Annotated in this window: 20 protein-coding genes; 12 read left to right on the forward strand and 8 right to left on the reverse strand. The window is 41.6% G+C overall.

Annotation, left to right across the window (positions count from 1 at the left end; genetic code table 11):
* Positions 1-63: 63 nt before the first annotated feature.
* Positions 64-378 (forward strand): hypothetical protein, encoded by a 315-nt coding sequence (locus tag HMPREF9145_RS04520; protein WP_036906596.1) that lies wholly within the window; start codon positions 64-66, stop codon positions 376-378.
* 327 nt (positions 379-705) lie between these two features.
* Complete coding sequence (locus HMPREF9145_RS04525) at positions 706-1,251, forward strand: C40 family peptidase (protein ID WP_021825177.1); 546 nt, start codon at positions 706-708, stop codon at positions 1,249-1,251.
* A gap of 166 nt (positions 1,252-1,417) precedes the next feature.
* Here HMPREF9145_RS04525 and HMPREF9145_RS04530 read toward each other — a convergent pair whose 3' ends face one another.
* Positions 1,418-2,893 carry a DUF438 domain-containing protein gene (locus tag HMPREF9145_RS04530; protein ID WP_021825171.1) on the reverse strand — a complete coding sequence of 492 codons (1,476 nt, stop codon included), beginning with the start codon at positions 2,891-2,893 and terminating at the stop codon, positions 1,418-1,420.
* 21 nt (positions 2,894-2,914) lie between these two features.
* A complete protein-coding gene (locus HMPREF9145_RS04535) occupies positions 2,915-3,148 on the reverse strand; it encodes a YecH family metal-binding protein (protein WP_021825183.1) in 234 nt (77 codons plus the stop codon).
* A 173-nt stretch (positions 3,149-3,321) separates the two neighbouring features.
* Between HMPREF9145_RS04535 and HMPREF9145_RS04540 the strand changes: the two genes are divergently transcribed.
* The 3 genes from HMPREF9145_RS04540 (at position 3,322) to HMPREF9145_RS04550 (ending at position 7,712) form a co-directional block, all read left to right on the forward strand.
* Positions 3,322-5,418 (forward strand): prolyl oligopeptidase family serine peptidase, encoded by a 2,097-nt coding sequence (locus tag HMPREF9145_RS04540; RefSeq protein ID WP_021825176.1) that lies wholly within the window; start codon positions 3,322-3,324, stop codon positions 5,416-5,418.
* A 387-nt stretch (positions 5,419-5,805) separates the two neighbouring features.
* On the forward strand, positions 5,806-6,960 hold the full coding sequence (locus tag HMPREF9145_RS04545) for a PCMD domain-containing protein (protein WP_021825178.1): 1,155 nt from the start codon (positions 5,806-5,808) through the stop codon (positions 6,958-6,960).
* A 2-nt stretch (positions 6,961-6,962) separates the two neighbouring features.
* Entirely contained in the window at positions 6,963-7,712 is a 750-nt protein-coding gene (locus HMPREF9145_RS04550; RefSeq protein ID WP_021825191.1) for a porin family protein, read from the forward strand.
* Between the two features lie 100 nt (positions 7,713-7,812).
* Here HMPREF9145_RS04550 and HMPREF9145_RS04555 read toward each other — a convergent pair whose 3' ends face one another.
* Positions 7,813-9,078 carry a D-alanyl-D-alanine carboxypeptidase/D-alanyl-D-alanine-endopeptidase gene (locus HMPREF9145_RS04555; RefSeq protein WP_036906591.1) on the reverse strand — a complete coding sequence of 422 codons (1,266 nt, stop codon included), beginning with the start codon at positions 9,076-9,078 and terminating at the stop codon, positions 7,813-7,815.
* A gap of 201 nt (positions 9,079-9,279) precedes the next feature.
* On the opposite strand from HMPREF9145_RS04555, the gene HMPREF9145_RS04560 reads away from it, so the two are divergent.
* From HMPREF9145_RS04560 to HMPREF9145_RS04575, 4 genes are all read left to right on the forward strand, one after another.
* Positions 9,280-10,671 (forward strand): threonine/serine exporter family protein, encoded by a 1,392-nt coding sequence (locus HMPREF9145_RS04560; protein WP_021825169.1) that lies wholly within the window; start codon positions 9,280-9,282, stop codon positions 10,669-10,671.
* A gap of 366 nt (positions 10,672-11,037) precedes the next feature.
* Positions 11,038-11,526 carry a 3'-5' exonuclease gene (locus HMPREF9145_RS04565; RefSeq protein ID WP_021825181.1) on the forward strand — a complete coding sequence of 163 codons (489 nt, stop codon included), beginning with the start codon at positions 11,038-11,040 and terminating at the stop codon, positions 11,524-11,526.
* A gap of 76 nt (positions 11,527-11,602) precedes the next feature.
* On the forward strand, positions 11,603-11,860 hold the full coding sequence (locus tag HMPREF9145_RS04570) for a hypothetical protein (protein WP_021825198.1): 258 nt from the start codon (positions 11,603-11,605) through the stop codon (positions 11,858-11,860).
* Positions 11,861-11,951: 91 nt separating this feature from the next.
* Positions 11,952-12,770 (forward strand): Cof-type HAD-IIB family hydrolase, encoded by an 819-nt coding sequence (locus HMPREF9145_RS04575; RefSeq protein WP_021825192.1) that lies wholly within the window; start codon positions 11,952-11,954, stop codon positions 12,768-12,770.
* Between the two features lie 136 nt (positions 12,771-12,906).
* Here the strand turns inward: HMPREF9145_RS04575 and HMPREF9145_RS04580 are convergent, their stop codons facing one another.
* The gene (locus HMPREF9145_RS04580) at positions 12,907-15,612 is read right to left on the reverse strand and encodes a 3'-5' exonuclease (RefSeq protein WP_021825185.1); all 2,706 of its coding nucleotides are present in this window, start codon (positions 15,610-15,612) and stop codon (positions 12,907-12,909) included.
* 103 nt (positions 15,613-15,715) lie between these two features.
* Here HMPREF9145_RS04580 and HMPREF9145_RS13670 point away from each other — a divergent pair, with 103 nt between their 5' ends.
* Positions 15,716-15,874 carry a hypothetical protein gene (locus HMPREF9145_RS13670; protein WP_021825189.1) on the forward strand — a complete coding sequence of 53 codons (159 nt, stop codon included), beginning with the start codon at positions 15,716-15,718 and terminating at the stop codon, positions 15,872-15,874.
* Here HMPREF9145_RS13670 and HMPREF9145_RS12475 read toward each other — a convergent pair.
* On the reverse strand, positions 15,871-16,257 hold the full coding sequence (locus tag HMPREF9145_RS12475; protein WP_021825193.1) for a hypothetical protein: 387 nt from the start codon (positions 16,255-16,257) through the stop codon (positions 15,871-15,873). The two genes, HMPREF9145_RS13670 and HMPREF9145_RS12475, sit on opposite strands and share 4 nt — an antisense overlap.
* Positions 16,258-16,367: 110 nt before the next feature.
* Positions 16,368-17,042 carry a ParA family protein gene (locus HMPREF9145_RS04590; protein ID WP_021825174.1) on the reverse strand — a complete coding sequence of 225 codons (675 nt, stop codon included), beginning with the start codon at positions 17,040-17,042 and terminating at the stop codon, positions 16,368-16,370.
* A 571-nt stretch (positions 17,043-17,613) separates the two neighbouring features.
* Here HMPREF9145_RS04590 and clpB point away from each other — a divergent pair.
* Positions 17,614-20,097: an ATP-dependent chaperone ClpB gene (gene clpB, locus HMPREF9145_RS04595; RefSeq protein WP_021825173.1), complete on the forward strand. Its 2,484-nt coding sequence runs from the start codon at positions 17,614-17,616 to the stop codon at positions 20,095-20,097.
* A 225-nt stretch (positions 20,098-20,322) separates the two neighbouring features.
* Here clpB and HMPREF9145_RS04600 read toward each other — a convergent pair whose 3' ends face one another.
* On the reverse strand, positions 20,323-20,892 hold the full coding sequence (locus tag HMPREF9145_RS04600; RefSeq protein ID WP_021825187.1) for a DUF3828 domain-containing protein: 570 nt from the start codon (positions 20,890-20,892) through the stop codon (positions 20,323-20,325).
* Between the two features lie 80 nt (positions 20,893-20,972).
* Positions 20,973-22,451, reverse strand: a complete 1,479-nt coding sequence (locus HMPREF9145_RS04605) for an L-fucose/L-arabinose isomerase family protein (protein WP_021825196.1) — start codon at positions 22,449-22,451, stop codon at positions 20,973-20,975.
* 2,548 nt (positions 22,452-24,999) lie between these two features.
* Between HMPREF9145_RS04605 and HMPREF9145_RS12720 the strand changes: the two genes are divergently transcribed.
* The gene (locus tag HMPREF9145_RS12720; RefSeq protein ID WP_021825195.1) at positions 25,000-26,007 is read left to right on the forward strand and encodes a replication initiation protein; all 1,008 of its coding nucleotides are present in this window, start codon (positions 25,000-25,002) and stop codon (positions 26,005-26,007) included.
* Positions 26,008-26,014 lie beyond the last annotated feature (7 nt).

Consider the following 26,014-nt stretch of genomic DNA (forward strand, 5'->3'; position numbering starts at 1 on the left):
AACCAAATTAAGTCATCAAAAAAGTGCGTTCATCGTGCCCTTTTCGTTATCTTTGTGAGTAATATGAAGATAATTCGCAACCGATTCATCCCATTTAAGGGCTTCGAAGCCATGAATTTTATGGGTGTTTTGTTTTGTCGCAGCACGTCAACGCTAACACCTGAGTTGCTGTTGCATGAGCAAATACACACCCATCAGATGCGCGAAATGTTGTTTGTTGGCTTTTATCTATGGTATGTTTTGGAGTGGTTTGTCCGCCTTTTCAAGCCTGGTAATGCCTATCTTAATATCAGTTTTGAGCGTGAAGCCTATGCCCACATGAATGAACCTGACTATCTTCAGCGAAGAAAACCATTCAGTTGGTGGCGTTATCTCTAAACTTACACCTTATTATATATAGGTAGAGATAACATGCATGAAGTTCAAACATCGTGCTTATGGTAGGAAAGTGTGAGCAGTTTTCCGTGAATTGATAGCGCGCTGATACACGTTTTATAAAGGAATGAGGGGGAAACAAGATAGAGAAAGATAACAAAAAGTTGCACAAAAAGGCCGAAATGTGAAATTATTCCCTATCCCGTTAAACCGTCTAAAAAGTTTTTAAGACTTGTGGGATGACCTTAATGAACTCTTAACAAATGTAATTTCAGGTTTTCAGATACGACATTTTTTTATTAAATTTGTGTCAATCCTAAAACCAAAATAATGAATTTCAAGAGAATACTAACATTATCTTTCCTTTTGATAGCAGCCTATTCGTTTGCCTATGCAGGTCAACCGACAACCTCAAATGCTGCTCCTGACAATACAGAAGATTATTGCGACCACGCTGAATTCGAAGCCCTTTTCAATGTAAGAGGCTCAGATCTCATCACGAAAGCTAAGGACTTTATCGGTACTCCCTATCGTTATGGTCACTCAAGTCCGTCGGGTTTCGACTGTTCGGGCTTCACAAGTTATATCTATAAGTGTCTAAACATCTCGTTAGGTCGGTCAAGTCGCGACCAATGGAAACAGGGATTATCAGTCAACAAGGCTGAAATTCAGGTGGGAGACCTTGTGTTTTTCGGTTCAAACAAGCACAATATTGGTCATGTGGGCATTGTTTGTGAGGTGTCAAATGACGGAACTTTCAAGTTCATTCATTCCAGTTGCAGTCATGGAGTGACAATAAGTGATAGCGAAGATGGCTATTATTCTCACCATTATCGCGGCGCAAGACGAATCTTAGAGGGTAGTTTTGTGTCGTAATGATATGCGCATTGCACAATAAAACGAAGATTTCGACGAAACGAAATAAAATAAAACATACGGAAAAAGCACTTGACAAGCGTTGGCAGTCAAGTGCTTTCATCGTTAAATAAGAGTTTAGTTATTGTGCAAACTCCCCCTTTCCAGCTTATATTTCCTTATTCGTTTAGCGCTCAAAGTGCTTTTTTGCAAACTCCATGTCTTGCACTACTTCAACCGTTCCGACATAGTTTCCGTCGCTATCACGCACAGCCATGTAGTTGACTAACGTCGCATGACCATTCTTTTCTAACCACATTGGAACCTGATCTCGCCGTCCTGAGCGCAAATCTTCAATGATACTACGCACCATTGGCTCAATCTTTGGTGGGTGACAAGTAAAGACTTCGCGATCAATGGCCATGGAAGGACGCTTAAAAACCTTTGGCCCTTCGTTGAAATATCTATTGATGTTATCCGCATCTACAAAGGTAATTTCAAGTGGAAGCGTGTTAAGCATTGCGGTTAATTGGGCTAATGTGAGGTGACCTCCAGGCATAACAATCTCTCCTTCGTGTGACTTTGTCTCGGGTTTTGCCTCTGCTTCTGCCCAAATCTTAGGCACTACATCGAAGCAAATGGCGTAATCCTTGCTGTCACGATAGAGGTGTTGCCACTCGTCTTGCGTGAAATTGGCTGCACAAATCGGTAGAAGAATGTTGTTTTCTTTATAGATCATCTCCTTCATTCGCGTCAATACAGCCGACACTCTGCCCCACCATGGCTCGTCACGACTTTCACTTCGCGTCAGGATTCCAAGCTCGTTGCGTATCTCATCGTCTATAGTCCACATAACTTTTGACGGCCCATTGATGTCATATTTGACGTTAAGATGCGGATAAATCAAGTCGCCTTTCTTTGCATAATGAATCGAAACACCATGTATTTTTGCAAGTAATTGGTCGATGTTTCCACGTGATTCCACAATGTCGAATGCCTGATTTAACAAGGTTTCTAAAGCCTCGTTTTCGCGCAAGAAGGTTTGAATGGGGTGGCCATCAATGAGAGAAAGGTCGGCCGCGCGTTGCGTATTGGCCTCTGCCATGGCGTGAATGGCTTCATGACGGCTAACAGATTCGGCCACCGCTTGCTCTGCATTGGCAATTCGTTCCTCACGCGTTGCCCCATGAAAGAGTGCGGAGTGGATGTCACAAAGCTGCTGAACTTCGCGCAAAGGCGTTCCTTCGGCGAGCAGTTCTTGCTCTGCTTGCATAATCTCTGAAGCCTCTACGTCTCCAAATTCCTTTGTAAAGTCTGCACGAACTGCATCAAGACTCTCCCCTTTTCCCAATCGTTTGAGGTAACCTTTCAGCTGTTCTGTGCGCGTGTTTCCCGTTACTGTGCGCAATGATTCCGCATTAATAGTGGGCTGATTTGGCTCTTCTACCTCAAAGCCATGCCGCTTTAAAGTAGATAAAAGCGTATTCATGTCGATGCCATGCATGCCTGCTCCCTTTGGGATTGTAATGAGTTTACCGACTGAATTCCTTATAAACTTCTTCTTAATATCGTTTAATCCCAAGCTCGCGAGCACCTCAATAAGCTCTGGATACTGCGTTGTTAGTTCGTAAACTGAACGTTTTAGATCTATCTTTTTACTCATGTGACCTCGTGTTTCCTATCATTAGTGCTGGCACATCATACCTAAATTGACCGTGAATCCACCGTCGTCAGTGTCCATAAACTTACCCCTGTCGTCGAGAAAGTTAACAAGTTGGCGTGCATCTAAGCCCTCTGCAGAGCATGTATAGAAGCGTTCTTCAGCGCCAAAGCGTTCAATAATTGCGTCGATGAGTGCCTGTTTGTTTGCATAACTATTTCCTTCCATCATGTGAAGTACTTCATGTCCGTGTGTCATATCTATTGCATTTTAATTTATTTTCTGTTTACAAAGATAAAGAAGTGAAGGCCGTTACAAGAGTAACAAATGTTACAAATGAGATAGTTTTTATCTTCTTTTAACGTTAAATTACAGAAATCATGCAAAAGAATGCCTAAATTCGTATCATGTTTCAAATTAAATCATCGATCATGAACATTAAAATGCTCTTTACTTTTCCATTGACTTTGGCTGCCACTTGTGCCACTGCACAAACCTTTCACTATCCAAAGGCGCCGCAAAATAATACCATTGATACCTATTTCGGCACTCAAATTGCAGACCCATATCGGCCACTTGAGGACGACAATAGCATCGAAACACAACGTTGGGTCACGGCAGAAAACGAGCTAACTCGCCACTATTTAGACCGCCTTCCCATGCGACCTAAGCTCTTAAAAAGGCTCAAAGAAGTGGCTAACTACGAAAAGATTGGCACACCATTCAAGCGTAATAACACTTGGTATGTATACAAAAATAATGGTCTTCAGAATCAAAGTGTGCTCTATAAGATGGATAAACTCGGTGGAACGCTTTACGAAGTACTCGATCCTAATAAGCTAAGCACCGACGGAACTGTGGCATTAAAGGGGATAAGTTTCTCGCATAATGGCCGCTATTTGGCTTATGTCATTGCACGAAATGGAAGTGATTGGCAGGAGATTTATGTCAAAGACTTAACCACAGGCAAGGATTTGGCCGACCATATTGAATGGGCTAAGTTCGGAAACGCAGCCTGGTGTGGAGATGGTTTCTATTATAGTGCTTATGATGCACCATCAAATCACGCCTTCACCAGCAAGAATGAAGTGCATAAAATATACTATCATCACCTTGGAACGGCACAGAAAGAAGACCGCCTTTTCTATCAAAACCCAGCCTATCCGCTTCGCTTTTACGCCGTAACGGTTAACAAAGAGGAAACCATTATGTATCTAACGGAATCGGGAGAAGGTAGTGGTAACAATCTCTATGTACGCGATTTGCGTAACAAAGACAGCCAGTTTATCCAGATGACTAACGACATGAATTGTCGTTATGAGCCTGTAGAGACCATAGGAAATGACATATATATCTTCACAAACTCAGGCGCTCCAAAGAACCGTTTGATGTTGGCAAACCTCGCCAAACCAGGCATAAAGGATTGGAAAGAGCTTGTTCCCGAGTCACAAAATGTATTGAACGACGTTACCTTTACACATGGAAAGATGGTGTTAAACTATAGTAAAGACGCCAGCTCTCATTGTTATCTTTACTCGCTTGATGGCCGAAATGAGGGTGAGATTAAGCTGCCATCATTAGGTAATGCAAGCTTTTCGGGCGATAGAAATGACGTTGAATGTTTTTACTCTTTCAGTTCATTTACAACGCCAGGAACAGTATATCAGTTTGACACTAACACGAAAACATCTCGCATTTACAGCCAACCTAAGGCAACATTCAAGCAGAATCAGTTTATCACTAAACAAGTGTTCTATACGAGTAAAGACGGTACTCGCGTGCCAATGTTCCTCACTTATCGCCGTGATTTGAAGCTAAACGGAAAGAATCCTGTATACCTTTATGGGTATGGAGGGTTTAATATTGCACTGCAACCTTACTTCTCTTCCATGAGGATTCCATTCTTAGAACAAGGTGGAATCTATGTACAAGCAAACTTAAGAGGCGGTAGTGAGTACGGAGAAGCATGGCATCAAGCCGGTACTAAGATGCAAAAACAGAACGTGTTTGACGACTTTATAGCGGCTGCAGAGTGGCTAATTGCAAACAAATATACGGATAAACATCACCTCGCTATAGTCGGAGGAAGCAACGGAGGCTTATTAGTTGGCGCATGTTTAACGCAGCGTCCCGACCTGTTTCAAGTCTGCATACCTCAAGTTGGGGTGTTAGATATGTTGCGATATCATAGGTTTACCATAGGTTGGAACTGGGCTCCTGACTATGGAACCTCGGCAGATAGCAAGGCAATGTTTGACTACTTGCGAGGCTATTCGCCTTTACACAACTTAAAGAAAGGCGTTAGTTATCCCGCAACGCTCATCACAACAGCCGACCACGACGACCGAGTTGTTCCCGCACATAGCTTCAAGTTTGCTGCAACTTTACAGGCTTGTCAAGGCGGAAAGGCTCCCGTGTTGATTCGCATCGACTCAAAAGCCGGCCACGGCGCAGGCAAACCACTGAGCAAACAGATTGAAGAACAGGCCGACATCTATAGCTTTATCCTCGCAAACATGGGCAAATAAGAGGGCAAAACGGCTGATATAGACGCATAAAATCTGCTATAAATTAATCCCTATGGAGGCATATCATCTGACCACCATAGGGATTTTTCTTATCCCTTTCTAAGCCCCTGAATCAACAAACAACTTGATTAATAACACGCTGTCAATCAGATGATTACACCTTTCCAAAGAAAAGGAAAGATGATTTGAGTCAAATAAGCCTTCAATTTGCATCACTTTACCGAATGTTTTGAGTCATTTTACCGCGTAATCTGCATCATTTCATCGCGTGAAATGCACCAAATTACACGATAACCAAACACAATATAAGAGCGGCTTTGAAGCCTTATATTTCACCATTTCATTAATTTTTGTTACTTTTGCAGGCGAAACAGAAACATATTTCACATGAAAATACTTTTTAGATTCAGTCTAATGGTCATGCTATGCACGGCCCTTAGCGCATGTTTTAAAGACGAAGCACCCAACGCCGAGTGCGATATCGAGGCGGCATTTGTTAGTGTCGACCATGCAACAGACGTGTTTAACAACCTCTCTGACACCTTGGTTGCGGTGCCTTCTACCTCTACCGACATCGTTTTTGCCGTCAAACGCAAAAGTCAGCGCACGCAGTTTGCACCACAATTCAAGCTTACTCCGGGGGCAACCATTGTTCCGGCAAATGGTTCAGTGCACGACTTCAGCAATCAACCCGTTGTTTATACGGTCATGTCTGAAGACAAAAGTTATCATCGTATCTATCGGGTGAGCTTCAAAAAAGACACCGTTATGGTCGGCGATACCGTCAAATTTGACTTTGAAAACGTTGTAAAAGACAACCTCCCAGACCTTCCTCAATTCTATAAGTGGCAGGAAAAAGGTCCTGATGGCATGTTAGATGTGTGGGGATCTGGCAATGCTGGTTTCTCACTTTCAGCCTGGGATCAACCCGCAGAGGCTGATCCTGCCATCCCAATTCAAGGATTTGAAGGCAAGGGAGTACAGCTAACAACGCGCAGTACGGGTGATTTGGGCAAGATGATGAACATGCCTATCGCTGCAGGTAACCTCTTTTATGGAAGTTTCGACTTGCAAAGTGCACTCACAGATGCCTTAAAAGCCACAAAGTTTGGACAGCCATTTAATCGCAAACCCATTAAGTTCACAGGATATTATAAGTATCGTCCCGAGACAAAGGTAACCGATAAGTATCTCCATGAGTTGCCCAACGTGAAGGATAGTGCGGCAGTTTATGCCGTGTTCTACCGCAATCACGATGCCAACGGGCAAAAGATTGTGCTCGATGGCAGCACAATCAAGACAAGCAAAGCTATCATTGCACGCGCCGACATGGGTTTTGTGAAACCACAAAACGAGTGGACTCCGTTTGAATTGACCTTCACTTTTGTGAGTGAACCCGATTTAGATGTGATGGAACAAAACGGATATAGCCTTGCACTTGTCTTCTCTTCGAGCAAGCAAGGCGATGCGTTTATCGGAGCAATAGGCTCAACCTTGTGTATTGATAAAGTAAGAATCATTTGTGAAAAAGAACAGAAATAAAGATGAAAAAACTCATTATAGCCCTTTTCATGTTACTCTCCATGTCGTCGGTAAAGGCAGAAGACCTCGCCGGTGATAGCCTTTCGGTCACTCTTCGCTTTGGATATCATCTCGGAGGAACGTCACCTGTCGGCCTGCCAAGCAGCATTCGGAGTATGAACAACTATACTTTAATGCCAAATTTCCAATGGGGTGGCGACATCGAACGCCGTCTTTCACCGCTCATGGGCATAGCCTTGGGGTTGCGGTTTGAAAATAAAGGCATGCAGGTTGATGCGAGAGTGAAGAATTATCACATGGCCATTGTTCAGGGAAGTCAGCACCTTGAAGGGCAGTTTACAGGCGATGTGCGCACGAAAGTAAACGAATGGATGTTTACTTTGCCTGTAATGGCGGCGTTTCATGTAAGTGATTGCGTCAGATTAAGAGCCGGAATATATGGTTCTTGGGTTGTATCAAGGCAGTTTAAAGGCTTTGCACACGATGGATATCTACGCATAGGAGACCCCACCGGACCAAAGATTAACGTAGGAAATAAGGCTGGTGAGCGCGGGGACTATGACTTTAGTCACGATATGCGGCATCTACAAGCGGGATTAGTTGTAGGCTGTGACTGGATGATTTATCGCAAATGGGGAGGTTATCTCGACCTAAACTGGGGATTGACAGGCATTCATCGCCGTGGGTTTAAGACCATAGAACAGCGTCTCTACCCTATTTTTGGCACGATAGGCGTGGCTTATCAGTTATAGAAATGATAAAAACGGCAGACCCATGCAGTGCAAAGCGAGCACACAAATGGAGTCTGCCGTTTTTAGTTTTCTTTTCTTTTATCTAATATATAGACTTTCGTTATCTCTTATTTTCCTTTTGATTGCCGTCTGTTACGAGGATTTCGCAAAGCTTCTTTTGTAGTACTCGCGCATCGAGTACAGACATATCATGATCCATAATGGCAAAAGCCAGCAGATGACCATTGGCACCTTGGCAATAGCCCGCTAACGAACTGATGCCATAAGGATGTGAAAGTGTACCGGTCTTTGCACGCACTTTACCACGTAAAATGGGGCTCGCCATCTCACGACGCAAGGTTCCATCCACGCCCGAAACAGAGAGATTGTTATACAAGAGGCGGTAAATGGCCTTATCTTTATAGCCATAACGCAAGATGGTTGTAAGCGTTTGGGGCGCGATCTGATTGTGTGTACAGAGTCCACAGCCATCATGTATCACGAGAGATGAGTCGCGTAGTTTAAGCTCTTGACGCATAAAGCGACGCAAATAGGCCATACCTGCCTTGACAGGAGCTTCATGTGGGTTTGCCTTATGCCCGATAGTATAGAGTAAAGCGGTTGCCTGCGTGTTGGAACTATTCTTCCACATGCGCCTAATTACACGGTCAATAGAACGATAAAAGCGGAAGATGCAATGAGAACCACGTGGAGTTTGTCCGATGACAAACTGCTTTTCATCTATCGAAATGCCAGCCGTTTGCAAGGCTTGGCGTAGTGCTTTCGTCACCTTTTCAGCCCCTTTATAGAGTATTCCGTATTGAGAGAACGACAAATCCCAAGGATACCAGTGGGCTTCGCTTTGCACTGCATCGGTAAAAGCAAGGTCAACAACAAAGCGACCCTCAAGCTTTCGTATACCCTTTCGACGCAAAACTTGAGCAAACATGACTAATCCCGTGGGGTCAAGTTGGGGATCAAAGCCCGCCTTAAAACTGATATCACCTTTAAAAGTGCCATCACTGACAGCACCTTTTGTATAGAGTGACGTGGCATAAAGGTATTTTGTACCCAATAAATGCAAGCCCGCAACGCCACTCAACAGCTTCAAACACGAGGCCGAGGGCTGCACTTGATGAGCCTGAAAGCCATAAACGGGCTTGTCAGCTGTAAGATCATAGACATCAAAACCAAAGGCCCCACGTGGTCGGGGCTTATGCGCGAAGTCATCAAGTCGGGCTTTTAATTGGGCATCGACCATGACTTTGGCCGCTTGTTGCTGTGGCGTTGTCTGCTTGTTTTCCTCAGATTTATTGCCACAACCATAGAGAACAGCAGCCGAAAGACCTACTGTCAGCGTATATGTAAATATAGATTTGAACTTCATTCGATTCATTTTATTGCCTTGCAAAGGTAATTAAAAATTGAAAAATGAATCCGTCTACAATGTGAATAAGCCTAAAAAACAAGATAACAAAAAACAAAATAGAGGCTGATTAGAAAGAACTTAGAAAGCAAGATAATAGCATGAAGCGCATGTTTTTTAAGAAAAAACTACTAACTTTGCATCCATATTCAGTGTAATAAGATGGAAGATAAGATTGTATTACAAGACAATGCGGAGATAATTAACCGCAAGTTAGGCCTCCTTTTGGATACAGGTTGTTTGTTAATGGAGTGTTCTGCCGACACAACTCGCATCATGCGAACGCTTAAAAGAACTATAATTTACTTGGGTTTACGGGATGAAAACCTCCATCTTTGCGTCAATTATGATATCCTTATGGTTAATTATAACGACGATATCCATTCATTTACGAAGTTCAAACACTGCAAACGACACATCATTGACATGGCAGTTATCTCTGAACTTAGCCATCTTTCATGGGACAGTATCGAACAAAACATGCCGTTAGATGTTTATGATGAGAAACTAACGGAACTCGGAAAGAAACGCAATCGCTATACACCTTGGCAGGTAGCTATAGGGAGTGGCTTCGCCTGTGGTGGCTTTTGTATTCAGTTTGGATGTGATTGGACGGCGTTCTTCTATGCATCTCTTGCCGCAATTCTTGGCTTCCGACTTAAAATGTACATGGGTTCTAAGGGCATGAATGTATATGCTGGCATCGGAATCTCAGCCTTTGTATCGACTATGTTGGCGTGGCTTCTCACCTTCATTTCAGTCGGTCCATACGCCGATTACTTTCCAACCTTCATGCATACTGCCACACCTTGGCATCCGTTTTTAGCCTGTGCACTTTATATAGTGCCTGGAGTTCCACTGATAAACTTTGTGAGTGACGCGTTAGATGGCCATATTCAGACCGGGATTATACGCGCTTTGAATACGCTTTTGATGGTAGGCGCGATGTCTTTCGGTATTGCTTGTGCCATAAAGATATGCGGAATAAGCAACTTTGTGACTACACTCTCGATGATACCCCACCATAATTATTTTGAGTTTGCAGTCGCTGCAGCCATCTCTGCAATGGGTTTCTCGATGATATATAACACACCTAAACGCCTACTTCCAGCCATTGCAGTGGGTGGAATCATTGCCGTTTGCTTCAGAAACTTCGTGAATCTCGGACCAAGTAACCACAACATAGGTCTTGATCAGGGCATCATCATCGGCTCATTAGCAGGCTCTACGCTTGTAAGTTTAATCATTACACGCGCTCAACACTGGTTCCACACCCCACAACAATGCCTATCTATACCGAGCGTTATACCCATGGTGCCCGGTGTTTTGATGTATCGTGCCCTCTTCGCCTTTATCGAAATGAACGGCGTAGTGGGTGAAGTTACGGTGGCAATGAATAATCTTATCAAGGCCTCTTTAGTCATTTTCGGAATCGCTTTGGGTGTAACCCTGCCGCATATCTTCGTGAGAGGACTGCTCGATTCAAAGCAAAAGAAAAGACTCTTCAATGCACTTGCCGAGCGCGATCGACGCATGTTGGAGCAAAACGCATAAGAGAAGCCGTCACAAGGATCATCTATACATAAGACGAAATAAAATCAAAGGCGCTGCACACTTGTTCGTTTCACCGAATAAAATGACTGAGTTTACGCGGTAAAGTGACTGAGTTTACGCGGTGAAATGGCTCAAATCGCTCGGTGAAATGACTGAGATTACAAAACCATAAAAATGGGATGAAAACATGGGGAGAAAGGAAAGCGCCCCTATCCTAAATGAGAATACAATCTTAGATACAACAAACTGCAATGAAAATCATCAGATGAGACGATAAATTTACAGCGATTTGTTCACATCATTCCTTTGTGAACCATCGGTGCATCCTTGCACATTTGCCCGAAATATCTTATATTTGCAGTCATAATGAAAGACTTTGCAGCAATAGATTTCGAAACAGCGAACGGCGAAAGAACCAGTGTTTGTGCTGTGGGGGTAGTAATTGTGCGAGACGGAATGATTGTAGACCGCTTCTATTCTCTTATCCATCCCGAGCCCGATTATTACACTTATTGGAACACAAAGGTGCATGGCTTGACACAAGCCGACACAGACAATGCCCCCATCTTTCCCGAAGTGTGGCGCAATATCATGCCCCTCATCGACCAACTCCCCTTAGTTGCCCACAACAAAGCCTTTGATGAGAGTTGTTTAAAGGCTGTTTTTAGGTGCTATCAGATGACATATCCCGACTATATCTTCCATTGCACACTGCTCAAATCGCGTAGCGTTTGGCCGCAAGGACGCCACAACCTCGACATCATTGCAGCCCGTTGTGGTTATGATCTGACTCGACATCATCATGCACTTGCCGATGCTGAAGCCTGCGCGGCTATCGCATTGCAGATATTATAACATGGAATGCGCCTCGCTTTTGAACGTTGTTTCTAAATAAATAGAATTCATTTTCAATATAAAATAAGGTAAAAAGATGATTAAGATGTATGTAATGAAGACCTGTCCTTATTGCGCTCACGTAATGAAACAGGTTGTTGGGAATCCTCATTTCAAAGTGATTGATATCGGAGAAGATGTGCATGACATGAAAGAATTTCTCAAATTGCGCGATAACAACCCTGCCTTTGACGAAGAAAAAGCCACAGGTGACGTTTGTATTCCATGCTATGTGCGCGAAGATGGCAGTGTAACGCTCTCGTCAAAAGACGTGGGATTGGAGCCATTGGGATAAGGAACAGAAAGTGTAAAAAGTAGATTTTAAGTATCAACAATTAAAGATGGGAAGGCAAAATCGTGCTTTTCATCATGAAGCATCATAAGATATGGAATATAAACTAATAGCCCTTGACCTCGATGGAACGTTAACCAACAGCGAGAAACGAATCACTCCACGTACCAAAGCGGCTTTAATGGAGGCCCAAAAGCGTGGAGTTAGGCTCGTATTAGCGTCTGGTCGGCCAACGTTTGGCATCATGCCATTGGCCGAAGAGCTTGAGTTGGCACGATATGGTGGGTTTATTCTGGCCTTCAATGGAGGTAAAATTGTAGACTGCAAGACCGGAAAAACCGTATTTGAAAAGACACTCGACCCTGCACTTGTACCCACTTTATACCACGAAGCCATGCAAGCCGGCATGCAAATCCTAACGTATAAGGGAGAAGGTATCATCGCAACGAGCGATAAAGACCCTTATGTGATGGAGGAAGCTCACATCAATCAGATGCCTGTTTTGCAGGCAAATGCCTTCTTAAATGACATTGTTTATCCCATCAATAAATGCTTGATTGTTGGCTCACCTGCCCCACTCCACGACTTGGAATTAAGGCTTTCACAACGTCTAAAGCATGAAATGGAACTCTATCGCTCTGCAGATTATTTCCTCGAATGTGTGCCTTTGGGCATCGATAAGGCTGAATCTATCGGCAAACTCATCGACATTTTGGGCATCAAACGCGAAGAGATTATCGCCTGTGGTGACGGATATAACGATGTGAGTATGCTGAAATTTGCAGGTTTAGGCGTAGCAATGGCCAATGCATCTGAGGATATTCGTCAGCTGGCTGATGTCGTTACACTTTCTAACGACAATGATGGTGTGGGGCAGATTGTAGAGGATTATGTATTGAGTCCCCTATCCTAACCTCATAGAGCGCCTGATTAAAAGCCTCTAAAAATAATTAATCAGCACAAGAGATAAGGCAAAGTAAGCTGTGGTTGCATAGGAAAGATATCCTAACGCCCAGCATTTAACGGCCTGGTTTGTGCTTTTTCAGCATTCAAGAAAGGCCATTTTCTCCCCTTTCGAGCGTGCAAGAATGGGTTGGACTCAGGCTATCGACAATGCATTCCATAAACCGCGAGAGGGCAATGGGGCGTCGTTGGCCGCGATAATCAATGCGAGAACTACTCTGCATAACCATTAACCGCTTCTTGGCTCGCGTCATTGCAACATAGAGTTTGCGTGCATCCTCAGCCACTTGTGAGGGATTTTCACGGCTGTAATAATTCGGATAACGACCTTCTATCACGTCAAAGATGATGACATTATCAAACTCTAAACCCTTCGCTTTGTGTACTGTTGTCACGAAAATCTTGTCATCTATCGTAGCACTTCCACAGAGATCGGCCTCTTTCAACGTGTTTAATTCAAGAATATGTCGCCCTATCTGCAACGCCAAGGCTGGCGGTTCATCACGTTGTAACAGGTCGGAAGCCACATAACGGAAGATATATTCCACCGTTGGTAAAGGCTCGATGAGATGTTCTTCTACCCAAACGGAATAGAGATAACGCATTTCTTCCACGAGAAGTTCTTTATTATCATCGTTTGTCCAAAGTCGATTGGCGGTGTGATGAAAATAAGAAAGATAGTTGTTTCGTAGGGTTACAACACGTTCTTGCACACGTTTATGGGTGATAAATGATTGCTGTTCGGCCACCATTTCACGTGCGTGAGCATAACAAAAGGCCGTAAGAGAGCACGTTGCATTAACATCTGCATCGGCCAAATGACTGTTTTCACCTTCCAAATGCAAGACTTCTAACAAATATTTGAGCTTATATTGGCGTAGTCCTGGACGCAAAAGACGAATCAAAAGCAAACTATCCAAATAGTTGTTTAAGTTTTCAGGCAACGGATATTCAGGCAATTCGCGTAGCAAGTTGTTGGTAAGAATGTGGATGTCGAAGTCGGCATTATGACCCAAAAGCACTGTACCCTGGGCATAATCTACAAAGCGTTGCAAGGCCTCTTGACGTGAGATGAGCTGATGATGGCGGCGTTCTTCGATGATGGGATTAACGATATCGCCAAGCATTTCGGGGATTTCCTTGTCGCTTTCTAAATAGATTGACATTGCAGAACCAGGCACAACAGCCCCATTTTTGAGTTGAACGGCAGCAATTTGCAATATGTCATCATTAAACACATCAAGTCCCGTTGTCTCAGTATCAAAGATAGTTATCACCTCGTTTTCATAGGCATTGACAAACCGACTGATGTAAGTTTGGCCATCATCACGCAGGAAATCACTCGGAAGGAGTGCCCGATCACTGCATGCTCTCACGAATCTTCGCGCGGCATTTGACGTACGAAACACCTGCATTCCCTCTAAAATACGTGCCCAAGCGATGAAGTTGTGCGGATTGTTCATAATGGTGAGATGAGCAAAAAGCAACTTAATTTGGGGCGAAGAGAATAGATCCTCGCCAGAAACCTTAAAATGTGGTGCCTTCAACTGCTTCAAACCATCGCTTACTCCGTCTGCATCACGATTAGAATTCACAATGATTGCCGTTGTGTCTTCAGGGAAATCATGTAACATTCTCACCGCTTGTTGGGCTGCATCAAGGTATTCTGTTTCGATGGTATCCGACTGAAACCATTGCAACTCGTTGCCTATTGTGGTGGGTTGAAACGAAGTTGATGGAAGCAAGTCAGGCGAGATTCCCATTTGTTTGACGGCATACGTGTTGAAAATATCAAGTAAATATTTCGGTGAACGATGGTTTTTACTTAATGAATGAATATTTCCAGCACAGCGATTACGCAGAAAATCAAGGGTAGAGCACTTCGCTCCCATAAATGAAAAGATGCTCTGCTGGGGATCACCCAAGTAGATTACACAAGGCGTTTGTCCCTCTTCACGTGCTGTCATCGCATCAATGAGCGCGAGTTGTAAGGGATTCAAGTCTTGCACTTCATCCACTTGAATCCACGAAAAGCGTGGTAACTGTTCACGATGTTCATAGGACAACAACAAAATATCTTCGAAATCCATCAGTCGGTTGTCGTCTTTATAACGCTCATATTGGTGGGCCAACTGCATCTTTCGTAACAAACGATAGATGAGTTGTTGTGCATCGAGCCCGCTACAAACGTCACGATAGGTGTCAATGTGTTTGTAGATATCAACCATCATGACTGCATCGAAGGGCTTATGTTGTGATAAACATATCTTTTTCAGGGCGAGAATGTCGTCAGAAGAGAGGCAAGAAGGATGTAAACGCAAGTCGCGTGGATGATTGTTTTCTATCTGAAACATCAGATGAGAGAGTTGCATGGCCTCCATATATAGGCCACGTTGCCGATAGTTTGCCCCAACTTGTGACTCGTCTTCACCTGAAAAGTTACATAAAATGCTTAAAATATCATCATCATCGATAATAGATGTGGACGCGGCAACAATGCCGGCATCAAACAAGAAGCGTGAACAGAAACGGTGAATATTACCGACAAAGAGGTCATCGGCAGGCACTTCAAGCCGCATTGCAATGCGTTCTTGCATGCCACGCGCAGCACGATTGGTGAACGTTAGACAGAGCATGTTGGAAAAAGGCACGCCCGTGGCATAGGCTTTTGCCACCCGTTCGGCTAAGATCTGTGTCTTTCCGCAACCAGGAGAGGCTAATACAAGGTGATAACCACGTTGTAGATTAATCACCAAAGCTTGTGATTCGTCAGGAATAAAGGTGTTGTTCATGCTTGCAAATATAATGATTAAGATGATAAATGGGTAGGAGATATGAAATAAAGAGGAAGGTAAAAGACTGTGATTTTATAGATGTGATTTACAAAAGAGTGGGATGACGCGTTATGTAGAGAATCAAACCATGGGTTCGTACACCTATTATTATATCGTGAAGGCAAAGAGGGCGAGACGCAACGAAGTCTCCCCTACCCTGCTCTTTGATTCGTTTGAGATGCCAAAACTGTTGAAATCAGATGACGAAATCAAAGCTTAAAATCTCAAAATCAGGTCTCTTATTTCCTGCTTATGCGTTTCAAAATATTCTTTAATGATAGCACTCAGAAGATACTTGAATGGAGTTTTCACCGGAAGAGAAGTCTTTAATTTATCTAATACCTGCTTCATGTCTTCGGATAACACCACAGTTGCCATATCAATCTCAGATGCTTTATAATCTTGAGCATAGGAAATAATGCGATCGATTGAACTTTCTTCGCTCGCTGTTTTAGGCTTTGTATCTACAGAAGTGGGCTTTTCGGCCTTTGCTTTCCTTGCTTCCGGTTGCTTCGTAACCGTTTTCTTTGTATCTTTTTCAACAGGATTCATATCATTGAGCAGGTCTTTCAACTCGCCCGGCATAGTCGGTTTCTTTGCCATATTGAATAATTTTATCGTTTGATTCTTATACTAAATAATGTTCGTTTATGGGGCTTTGCTGTATAAAAAATGAACTTTCACACGTCAGAACGCCGCAGATAACGAGAAGATTAAAGCGTTTTAAGCTCCTTAATAATGCGATTGAAAGCGCCCTTTACACTCTCGGCATCTTCTATACTGATAGAGAAGGTGTTGTAACGTGTAAAGTTATAGCGCTTGAAAATCTTTGGAGTTAAGATGCCGATACGGTCAAAAAGCCGATCGTATTCAGCCCATAAATCGCGCTCTTCCTTATATCCAGCACCCTTTTCTATACGATTTGGTACGAAAACGAGGCGTGCATGAGACTTATATTTGTCGGCCAACTCTTGGAAAACCTTTATAAATGTAGCCGTAGACTTAAGGATAATATTACTGTAATCGAAAGGAACAATAATCATATCAGCCTTGGTCAACAATGGAATAAGACCATCGTCAGTCAATGCTCCGGGGGAATCAATGAGCACATATCCTTCAATTTTCTTCATCTCATCCATGAGTTTATCCGACTTTTCCTTTGAATCGAGGTTGAATTGATAGATATTATACGGCTCTTCTAAAGTCTTATAATCTTCCATTTCGCTTTCATCCTGACGCTGAGAAGACAGAGAGCGCTGATAATCTGCATCAACTACTAAGACGCTTTTACCTTTTCTGGTAAGATAATTGGCAAAAAGTGCGCAGAGAGTTGTCTTCCCTACCCCACCCTTTTGATTGGCAAATACTACTGTTTTATAGTTCGACATTTTCCTTTTTATTTTGAATTACCAAACAATCTCAATCTAAGCTGCAAATCACAAGATTGAAACTGATATATCATCTATCAATAACAAATTGATAAAACTACTTCTGCAAAGATACATAAAAGATTTAATCTAATTATAATTTTAATCATAAAACTACATAATTACCTATATATTAATCTATGATTCTATTTATATTATAAGCTATTTATAATTTAATCATCTTTTATTTTAATAGTAATCACTTTTAAATTACTATTATATTTAGTGATATTTTATATTAATATATTAAATAATATTTATAAAACAATATTTTAACATATATGTTTTTATATTGTAAAACACAATAAAACATATCACTAAAAATAGTTTTTTAGTGATAAATATAAAATGAATAATAGAGTAAATCATGTATAATAATGAAATAGGGTAAGGCAAACAAGCATTAGTTTAAACAGAAAATAAGGTAAAAATAGATGTCATTTTGACAGAAAAAGAAGTCATTTTGACACATAACGGGGTAGGGCACATCATTTGAAATAGAGGTAACAAATAAACAATTGGAGGATATTTAATGAATTTCGACAAATATACAATAAGAGCACAAGAGGCAGTTCAAGCTGCAGTGCAAAGCGCACAATTAGGTCGTCAGCAAAGCGTTGAGCCATTACACCTATTGAAAGGTATCATGGAAAAAGGCAAAGATACGCTCAATTTCATTTTCCAGAAGCTGGGAGCTAATGCACATGGCGTTGAGATGGCACTACAAAACGAGCTGCAACATCTACCTAAAGTAGACGGCGGTCAGCCTTACTTCAGTAATGAAACAACACAAGTGTTTAACCAAGCTGAATCAATTTCTCAGCAATGGGGGGACGAATTTGTGTCTATTGAGCCACTACTGATGGCAATAATGAAGGGAAACAACACTGCAGGAAGAATCTTAAAAGACGCAGGTTGCACGGAAGATGGCATGCGGAAAGCTATCGAAGAATTACGTCAAGGACAACAAGTTCAGACACAAAGTGGCGATGAAAACTATCAGTCTCTCGGCAAATATGCCATCAATCTCGTTGAACGCGCAAGACAAGGAAAGCTTGATCCCGTTATCGGTAGAGACGAAGAGATTCGCAGAGTGCTTCAAATCCTGAGCCGAAGAACTAAGAATAACCCTATATTAGTGGGTGAACCTGGTACGGGAAAAACGGCAATTGTAGAGGGTTTAGCAGAGCGAATTATGAAGGGAGATGTACCAGAAAACCTCAAGAATAAGCAGCTTTATTCTCTCGATATGGGTCAACTCGTGGCTGGAGCCAAGTATAAAGGGGAGTTCGAGGAACGTTTAAAAGGAGTGATAAAAGAGGTTACTAACGCCCAAGGTAACATCATCTTGTTCATTGATGAGATTCATACGCTTGTCGGAGCTGGTGGGGGTGAGGGCGCAATGGATGCCGCAAATATACTTAAACCAGCGTTGGCACGTGGTGAACTTCGCGCCATTGGAGCTACTACTTTGAATGAATACCAGAAGTATTTCGAAAAAGATAAGGCGCTCGAACGACGTTTCCAAATGGTTATGGTGACTGAACCTGATGAGTTAGATGCCATCAGTATCTTAAGAGGATTAAAGGAACGATATGAGAATCACCATAAGGTGAGAATACAAGATGACGCTTGTATCGCAGCCGTTAAGCTTTCTGAGCGTTACATAACAGACCGATTCTTGCCAGACAAGGCCATCGATTTAATGGATGAAGCAGCTGCAAAGTTACGCATGGAGCGTGATTCTGTGCCCGAAGAACTCGACGAAATGGAACGCACTCTGAAGCAAAAGGAGATTGAACGGCAAGCAATTCTTCGCGAGAACAACCAGCAAAAGATTGATCAACTCGAAAAAGAGATTGCCGAACTCAAGGATAAAGTAAATGCATTCCGTGCGCGTTGGGAAGCTCAAAAAGGTGAAGTCGACCACATCCAGCAAATCAAACAGCAGATGGAAGGTCTGAAATTAGAAGCTGAAAGAGCTGAACGCGAAGGCAATTATCAGCGTGTTGCTGAAATAAGATATGGTGAATTAAAACAGCTCCAAGACCAAATCGACACGCTAAGGAAGCATGTTGACGAGGAGCAAGGAGGCGAAGCTCTCATCAGAGAAGAAGTAACCGCCGACGATATTGCCGAAGTTGTGAGCCGCTGGACAGGCATTCCTGTAAGTAGAATGCTACAAAGTGAGCGAGAGAAATTACTGCACTTAGAAGATGAACTGCATAAACGTGTCATCGGACAAGATGAAGCTATTGACGCCGTTTGTAATGCAGTAAGGCGCAGTAGGGCAGGACTTCAAGACCCAAAGCGACCGATTGCTTCCTTTATCTTCTTAGGAACAACGGGCGTTGGAAAGACAGAATTGGCGAAGGCTTTAGCCGAATATCTCTTCAATGACGAGAATATGTTGACCCGAATTGATATGAGTGAGTATCAAGAGAAGTTCAGTGTAACGCGTCTTATCGGTGCACCTCCGGGGTATGTAGGCTATGATGAGGGCGGACAACTTACCGAAGCGGTTCGTCGTAAGCCTTATAGCGTCGTACTCTTTGACGAGATTGAGAAGGCACATCCAGATGTTTTCAACACCTTGTTGCAAGTACTTGACGACGGAAGACTTACCGATAATAAAGGTCGTTTGGTTGACTTTAAGAACACAATCATCATCATGACGAGCAACGCTACACGCGAACAACTCACCAAATTGATGCGTCCTGAGTTCTTGAATCGTATTGATGACATCATCACCTTCCATCCATTGACGAAAGAAGAGATTAAGAAGGTTGTTGAACTACAAATGAAACGTGTTCAAAAGATGCTTGAACAACAAGGTTTTTCATTGCATTGGACACAGGAAACTATCGACGATTTGGCCGACCTTGGCTATGATCCTGACTTCGGAGCACGTCCTGTTAAGCGCGCCATTCAAGACTATGTACTCAATGACTTGAGTCGAAAGATTCTTGAAGGAAAGATTGGTAAGGAGGTAACCTTAGGTAAAATTAAAGCGTAAGAAAGCCCTTCCAACCCCTCCTTTCTGAGGGGGAACACTGCCTATTGAATGTTTATAAACGACAATAGACAGTTGTTCAGAGCTTAAAATAACAAGAAGGTAAAAGTGAGTAGAAACAGACTAACCGCTGTTTTCAATCACTTTTACCTTCTTTTTTTATTGCATCAATGTACAATCTTATTCCGTTTGCCTAAGTTCTACAACTATTTCCTGACTTCTGCAAACTTATTTCTTTAGATATTCCCGTGCATATTGCATGACGCTTTGATTCCCCTCACCATCTGATATGAGATCATCTATCAGCCAACGACCATCTTCTTTCTTCATCATTATCATGAAAGTAGAAATCTTTTTTCCATTTTTCAACTTCAAAAAGACTTGTGCCGATGAAGTAAAATTCATGGAGATTGCTTCTATTTGATAAGAAAGCACATCCCAATCTTGGGCACCTATCCAATAATCATAATCAAAACAACCCATCTGTTCGTGCCGCTTCATGCGCTCACACTCGCAATCTTCCATTGTCTTATTCCATGCTTTGGTGCAAAATCTACGGTCCAATGACTTCTCACCCTGCATGGCTTCATCCAACGCTCCATTGTAAGTGTTGCAGAGGGTGGTATAAATGGTGTCAACAGAAGCCTTGACTGCCGATGTATCTTTAAGGAAAGGAGAATTCAATGGAACAGTTTCTTCCACCTTTTGACTTTGTTTTATAGCATTCTGACGAAGTAAATGACGAGCTAAAACAAAACAAACTACAATACAAACAATCACTAATAATTTTGTTTTCATACGCAATGTATAAGTATATATATAAATAGGTGTAATCTAAACTATCCCATATTATATTTCAACAGCACAAGGCTTATCCGCTACTTAAATGGATTTTCTGTCGGATAGGGTAGGGAAGCTGGCTGATTATAGGCTATATCCTTGATGCCAATATACTTGAATACCTCAAACAACACTTTGCCCACATGGTCAAAAGCCACTGCACCATGGTGGGGATATCCCTTTTGTATGAGTACATGACGATAGAAACGACCCATCTCCGGAATAGCAAACACACCAATACCACCAAAAGAACGCGTCGGAACATCAAGCACTTCACCCTCTGCAATGTAGGCTTTCAACTCGCCTTCTGCATTACACTGCAAACGATAGAAAGTCACCTTGCTTGCTGCAATGTCTCCTTCGAGTGTGCCACGAGTAAAGTCTGGCTCGCCACCTTGTTCCAAAAGACGATTCTGAATGAGCTGATACTTAATGGCACGAGTGCTGCACATCTTACATTCGGGAGTGTTTCCACAATGGAATCCCATAAAAGTGTCGCTGAGTTTATAGTCATATTTGCCTTTAATATCATCGTCATAAATGTATCGAGGAACAGAGTTATTGATGTCAAGTAACGTCACTGTGTCTCCCGATGCGCACATACCGATATACTCAGATAAGGCTCCATAGACATCAACCTCACATGCAACCGGGATGCCATGACTTACTAATCGCGAATTAACATAACAGGGTTCGAAACCAAACTGGCTTGGAAACGCGGGCCAACACTTGTCTGCAAAGGCCACAAACTCACGTGAACCTTTGTGGTCTTCTGCCCAATCTAACAACGTGATTTCAAATTGAGCCATGCGACGACTCAAGTCTGGATAATACTTACCGCAGCCCATTTCACGAGCCATATCCTCACAAACGGCGTCAATACGAGGGTCATTTTCATGCGCCTTATAAGCCACAAGTAGGTCTAATTCTGAGTTTTCTTCTATCTCAACTCCTAATTCATAGAGTCCTTTTATGGGTGCATTGCAGGCAAAAAAGTCTTGGGGACGCGGACCAAAGGTAATGATTTTCAATCCCTTTAAGCCTATAATCGTGCGTGCAACAGGCACAAAGTCGGCCATCATCTGTGCCACATCTTCTGCCGTTCCCACGGGATATTCAGGGATATATGCCTTGAGGTGGCGCATACCGAGATTGTAAGAGCAGTTCAACATACCGCAATAGGCATCACCACGGCCGTTGATCATGTCGCCGTCTCCCTCTGCTGCAGCCACAAACATGCATGGACCTTCAAAGTGTTTTGCTATTAAGGTCTCTGGCGTTTCAGGGCCAAAATTACCCAAGAACACTACAAGTGCATTGCAACCTGCAGCCTTTACCTCGGCAACGGCTTTGAGCATATCTTGCTCATTCTCTACGGTTGTCTTACAATTAAACAGCTCTCCTTGATAAGCTGCTACGATGTTTTCGCGTCTTTTCGTGGATAAGGCGATAGGAAAGCAGTCACGACTCACGGCGATAATACCGAGCTTGACTGTTGGAATGTTTTTAGTTACCATATCAATTGTGTTATTCAATCTTGTTGTTTCGCTATGTTTTCACAAAGATAGATAAAAATATAAATAGTGAAATGGCTTTAATTACAAAAAGTTATGATGCTAACGAAAATTAACTTTTTAGTGTATCATCACACGAATTGAGTGCAACGCTGTTCTCTAATCTCATCATTCGTGGTGGGTTTCTAAACTGATTATCCTATCTATAAACCTTAAAAAACTTTGTTTTTCAAAGAAAAGTGAGCATAAAAATGGACTAAGCATTACCTATTTTTGTTGTGTTTATTCGCTAAAAAAGTGGGCTTTACAAAGGAAGCAAATAGAAAAATAAAAGCAAGAAAACGGCAACGATATCAGCTTCCGATAGTGCTGATAGGATAGAAAAGTGCATTTCGTGTTGTGATTTGCATCGTCTTACGTTGCTAAATCATGCATTTATGCTCGTAAAATAGCCCATTTCTTCGGGTAAAATGACTGAGATTGGAGGATGTTTTCATGCAAATAACGGCGTTTATTTTGTGATTTTAAGTAACGCTCTGAGTCTCAATGCAATATAAACTCTTGTTTTTTGGCCCTTATTCAGACAAGAATGATTGTGCGTTTCAAATACGCGAGTTGTGCAAAGGCTTTTGTAAAATTTATTATCCACTATTTAATAATAGGGTAACAGCAGTTCATGGGATGGCTGTTTAAGTGGGGTGGGTGGGCGGGGTAGGCTGCAATGACCTCCCTTCTTGACTAATTTTGCAATGAAATCTGTTAGACTTAGCAGCACATTCTTAGTCAAAAAGTGATGTTTTTTGATGTGAGTTTAGTTTCTAAACCATTGCATTTCAAGCTGTTTATACGCAGAACTGGATAGGTAGGATGATAGGTGTTGTTAGTCAAAAAGGTATTTTTCTCTGCAAAAAGTGAAGCATAAAGGGATAAAAAGTGAAAGAAAACAGACTGCAATTCAAAACGAACGATTGTCAAGTTTGCATCCTTGTGTGATTTGATGTAACAGCTTAAGAATGTGGTAGTTATCTATTTTGAATGTAGGTTTCTGTCATATTTTAAGTTCATTACTACCGTTTTATGTTGTAAAACATATTTGAAGGTAATCAAACAAAAATGACTTTTACCGATAAATTTAGTCATTTTGGGTTGTTTGTGCACTTATTTCTGTAAAGCATATAGGTCAGAAGGTAGTTTATTTCCAATTTAATGATGATTCATCAAAAGTCTTTACACCTCGTAAAGTCATTGAAACGATGAGCAAAGAAAAGTCACTTTTTGACTAAAAGAAAGCTATCAGAAAATGTGATATATATGATAAAGTGTTGGAACTAAACAAGATACAAGAAATAAAAAGAATAAAAAAATACCTTTTTGACTAAGTGATGACTAAATTTTGAGCTATATTTCATAAGCAAAGAAAAATGCTTTTTTGACTAAAGATAAATTTGTTTGTGATGAGATTAAACGCCTTTAATGTTAATAAATAAAGCAGATGAGCGGGAAAAAGCATTTTAGAAACATCTCTTTTTGACTAAAAGGACCCGTTTTTCTGAATCTAATGAAAATTTTGTTTGAATCAAATGATAGAAACCTCCCTTTTTGACTAACAAACGAATATAAAGAGACGGTTGTTCTATGAATGATTTATTCTGATTTAAAAGCAATCTCAAGTAAATGTTGTTAGATAGGAAACCTCCCTTTTTGACTAACAAACGGCGATTTGATTTGTTATTTTTTAGATTATAAAAAGCTACGATTTAATTCATAAATTAATTTACATAATTAGCCTATTTATGTCAAATATAAACATGAAAAGAAGGGTTTTTTAGAGAAATATGACTAAAAGTAAATTATGTTTACAAGCGCAAAAAGATATTTTCTTGTATACTTTCTCTTTTCTTCTCACACAAACAATTTTATGTTTTATTTGAGTTGAGAATATAACTAAAAAGTAAAGAATCACCCTTCTAAAAGCTTCTATTGTCTATTTATTATGTAAGAATCTCTATTATAGAATGCTTTTAATTCATTGATAATCAATAACTATGAGGTAAGATAAATCACTTTTTGACTAAATTTTAATCGAGAAACCTCCCGAAATGACTAAATTAGTCTGCCAAAATGACTAAAAGCACAAAGGAAACCTCCCTTTTTGACTAAATGGTTTCTTGGCTTTAGAAAGGCGATTGCTTTGTCTTGATTTTTGGAAGTGAATGAACATGGAGGCTGAGGGGATGCAGATAGAGTGGGGGAGCGCGCCGTGTTTTAGCGATTTTCTCCTTTAACTATGTTAAAGGTAGCGTGTTGTATCTTAGTAATTATATAAGTGAAAGCTGCTCTTTACATAGAGACTCGTCTTTGTTTTTATTCATTTTATCGAGCGATTTACACGGATAGAAGAAATTTACTCCTTAAAATGGTCATGTTTCTCCCTTTTTATTCTCTTATATTTACATATTATTGGCGTTTCAAAGATTATGGGGTGATTTTGTTGTTTGCTTCAGAAAATAATCGTATCTTTGTCGTTAAATTCAATAATTAAGACAAAACGATGGACGAAAAGAGTGAGTTAATGACCATACAGTCCAACAATGTGACCTTCGGAAAGTATGATATCTCTTCGATACAAGAGAACATTCTCACCACGATTGGAGGCGCATTGCAAAACCATATGACGAATAAGGCGAGCATGTCTCACGACTTATTTAACGTTCCTTACATAGAAGTTAACTGCGATGAAATAGGGGGAAAGAACAACAAACGACGTGTACTTAAGGAGGCAAAAGACTTAATGAAGCGCGACTTTTCATTCCGTTGGTCTTATCCTAACAATGGACAGGCGGTGGAAACTACAGGAGTTATCATCACGACCATACATGATCTTAAGGGCACAAATATATTGAGAATCAACCTCAATGAATGGGCAATACCGTTCCTTATCTATTATGGTAAGGGCGTAGGAGGCACACTTTTCTCGAAGGAAATAGCCTTGGGACTGCGTGGAAAGTATGCAAAGCGCATCTATAAGATAATCTGTAGTCAGCGAAACCGCACGAGATTTGAATATGATATCAAGCAGTTTCGCCGGGATTTTGAAGTTCCTGCCAACTACGATAATGCTCATTTGCGGTCTAAAATCCTTGAACCTGCACGCAAAGCAATCGATGAATCACACTCTGATGTGACGTTTGAATATGAGCTGATTGCAAAGAAACGGAATCATAAAACGAAGCCCGTTGCCGACACGATTGTTTTACATATAACTCCGAAGTATATCGCTTTGCCAACGACAGACGCTGTAAAGATAGAACGACAAAAGGACTATCAGTATGCGTATAATTGGATAAAGTTGGTCAGTGGGATTCAAGATGACCCAGCAATCATTAGTGGTGTCGACCAACTTCAACAGGAAGGCGGACTTAAAGCGTTTGTAAAGAAGTGCCAATATTACGATGATCAGCTTGTATCGGGCAAGTGTACAAAGCTTTATGTGCGTAATACCTTGGCCAAAATACTGCGAGAAGACCATGGCATTCTTGTCACAGTGCATAAAGTTTAAGGTCTAA

Source organism: Segatella salivae F0493 (genome assembly GCF_000477535.1).
GTDB classification, from domain to species: domain Bacteria; phylum Bacteroidota; class Bacteroidia; order Bacteroidales; family Bacteroidaceae; genus Prevotella; species Prevotella salivae.

Excerpts from the sequence above, each read along its gene's own strand:
- HMPREF9145_RS04600 (WP_021825187.1), bottom strand. The coding sequence starts at position 20,892 with ATGAAAACAAAATTATTAGTGATTGTTTGTATTGTAGTTTGTTTTGTT.
- HMPREF9145_RS04555 (WP_036906591.1), bottom strand. The coding sequence starts at position 9,078 with ATGAAGTTCAAATCTATATTTACATATACGCTGACAGTAGGTCTTTCG.
- HMPREF9145_RS04560 (WP_021825169.1), top strand. The coding sequence starts at position 9,280 with ATGGAAGATAAGATTGTATTACAAGACAATGCGGAGATAATTAACCGC.
- HMPREF9145_RS04540 (WP_021825176.1), top strand. The coding sequence starts at position 3,322 with ATGAACATTAAAATGCTCTTTACTTTTCCATTGACTTTGGCTGCCACT.
- clpB (WP_021825173.1), top strand. The coding sequence starts at position 17,614 with ATGAATTTCGACAAATATACAATAAGAGCACAAGAGGCAGTTCAAGCT.
- HMPREF9145_RS04550 (WP_021825191.1), top strand. The coding sequence starts at position 6,963 with ATGAAAAAACTCATTATAGCCCTTTTCATGTTACTCTCCATGTCGTCG.
- HMPREF9145_RS13670 (WP_021825189.1), top strand. The coding sequence starts at position 15,716 with ATGACGCGTTATGTAGAGAATCAAACCATGGGTTCGTACACCTATTAT.
- HMPREF9145_RS04565 (WP_021825181.1), top strand. The coding sequence starts at position 11,038 with ATGAAAGACTTTGCAGCAATAGATTTCGAAACAGCGAACGGCGAAAGA.
- HMPREF9145_RS04605 (WP_021825196.1), bottom strand. The coding sequence starts at position 22,451 with ATGGTAACTAAAAACATTCCAACAGTCAAGCTCGGTATTATCGCCGTG.
- HMPREF9145_RS04530 (WP_021825171.1), bottom strand. The coding sequence starts at position 2,893 with ATGAGTAAAAAGATAGATCTAAAACGTTCAGTTTACGAACTAACAACG.
- HMPREF9145_RS04520 (WP_036906596.1), top strand. The coding sequence starts at position 64 with ATGAAGATAATTCGCAACCGATTCATCCCATTTAAGGGCTTCGAAGCC.
- HMPREF9145_RS04570 (WP_021825198.1), top strand. The coding sequence starts at position 11,603 with ATGATTAAGATGTATGTAATGAAGACCTGTCCTTATTGCGCTCACGTA.
- HMPREF9145_RS04580 (WP_021825185.1), bottom strand. The coding sequence starts at position 15,612 with ATGAACAACACCTTTATTCCTGACGAATCACAAGCTTTGGTGATTAAT.
- HMPREF9145_RS12475 (WP_021825193.1), bottom strand. The coding sequence starts at position 16,257 with ATGGCAAAGAAACCGACTATGCCGGGCGAGTTGAAAGACCTGCTCAAT.
- HMPREF9145_RS12720 (WP_021825195.1), top strand. The coding sequence starts at position 25,000 with ATGGACGAAAAGAGTGAGTTAATGACCATACAGTCCAACAATGTGACC.
- HMPREF9145_RS04575 (WP_021825192.1), top strand. The coding sequence starts at position 11,952 with ATGGAATATAAACTAATAGCCCTTGACCTCGATGGAACGTTAACCAAC.
- HMPREF9145_RS04590 (WP_021825174.1), bottom strand. The coding sequence starts at position 17,042 with ATGTCGAACTATAAAACAGTAGTATTTGCCAATCAAAAGGGTGGGGTA.
- HMPREF9145_RS04525 (WP_021825177.1), top strand. The coding sequence starts at position 706 with ATGAATTTCAAGAGAATACTAACATTATCTTTCCTTTTGATAGCAGCC.
- HMPREF9145_RS04535 (WP_021825183.1), bottom strand. The coding sequence starts at position 3,148 with ATGACACACGGACATGAAGTACTTCACATGATGGAAGGAAATAGTTAT.
- HMPREF9145_RS04545 (WP_021825178.1), top strand. The coding sequence starts at position 5,806 with ATGAAAATACTTTTTAGATTCAGTCTAATGGTCATGCTATGCACGGCC.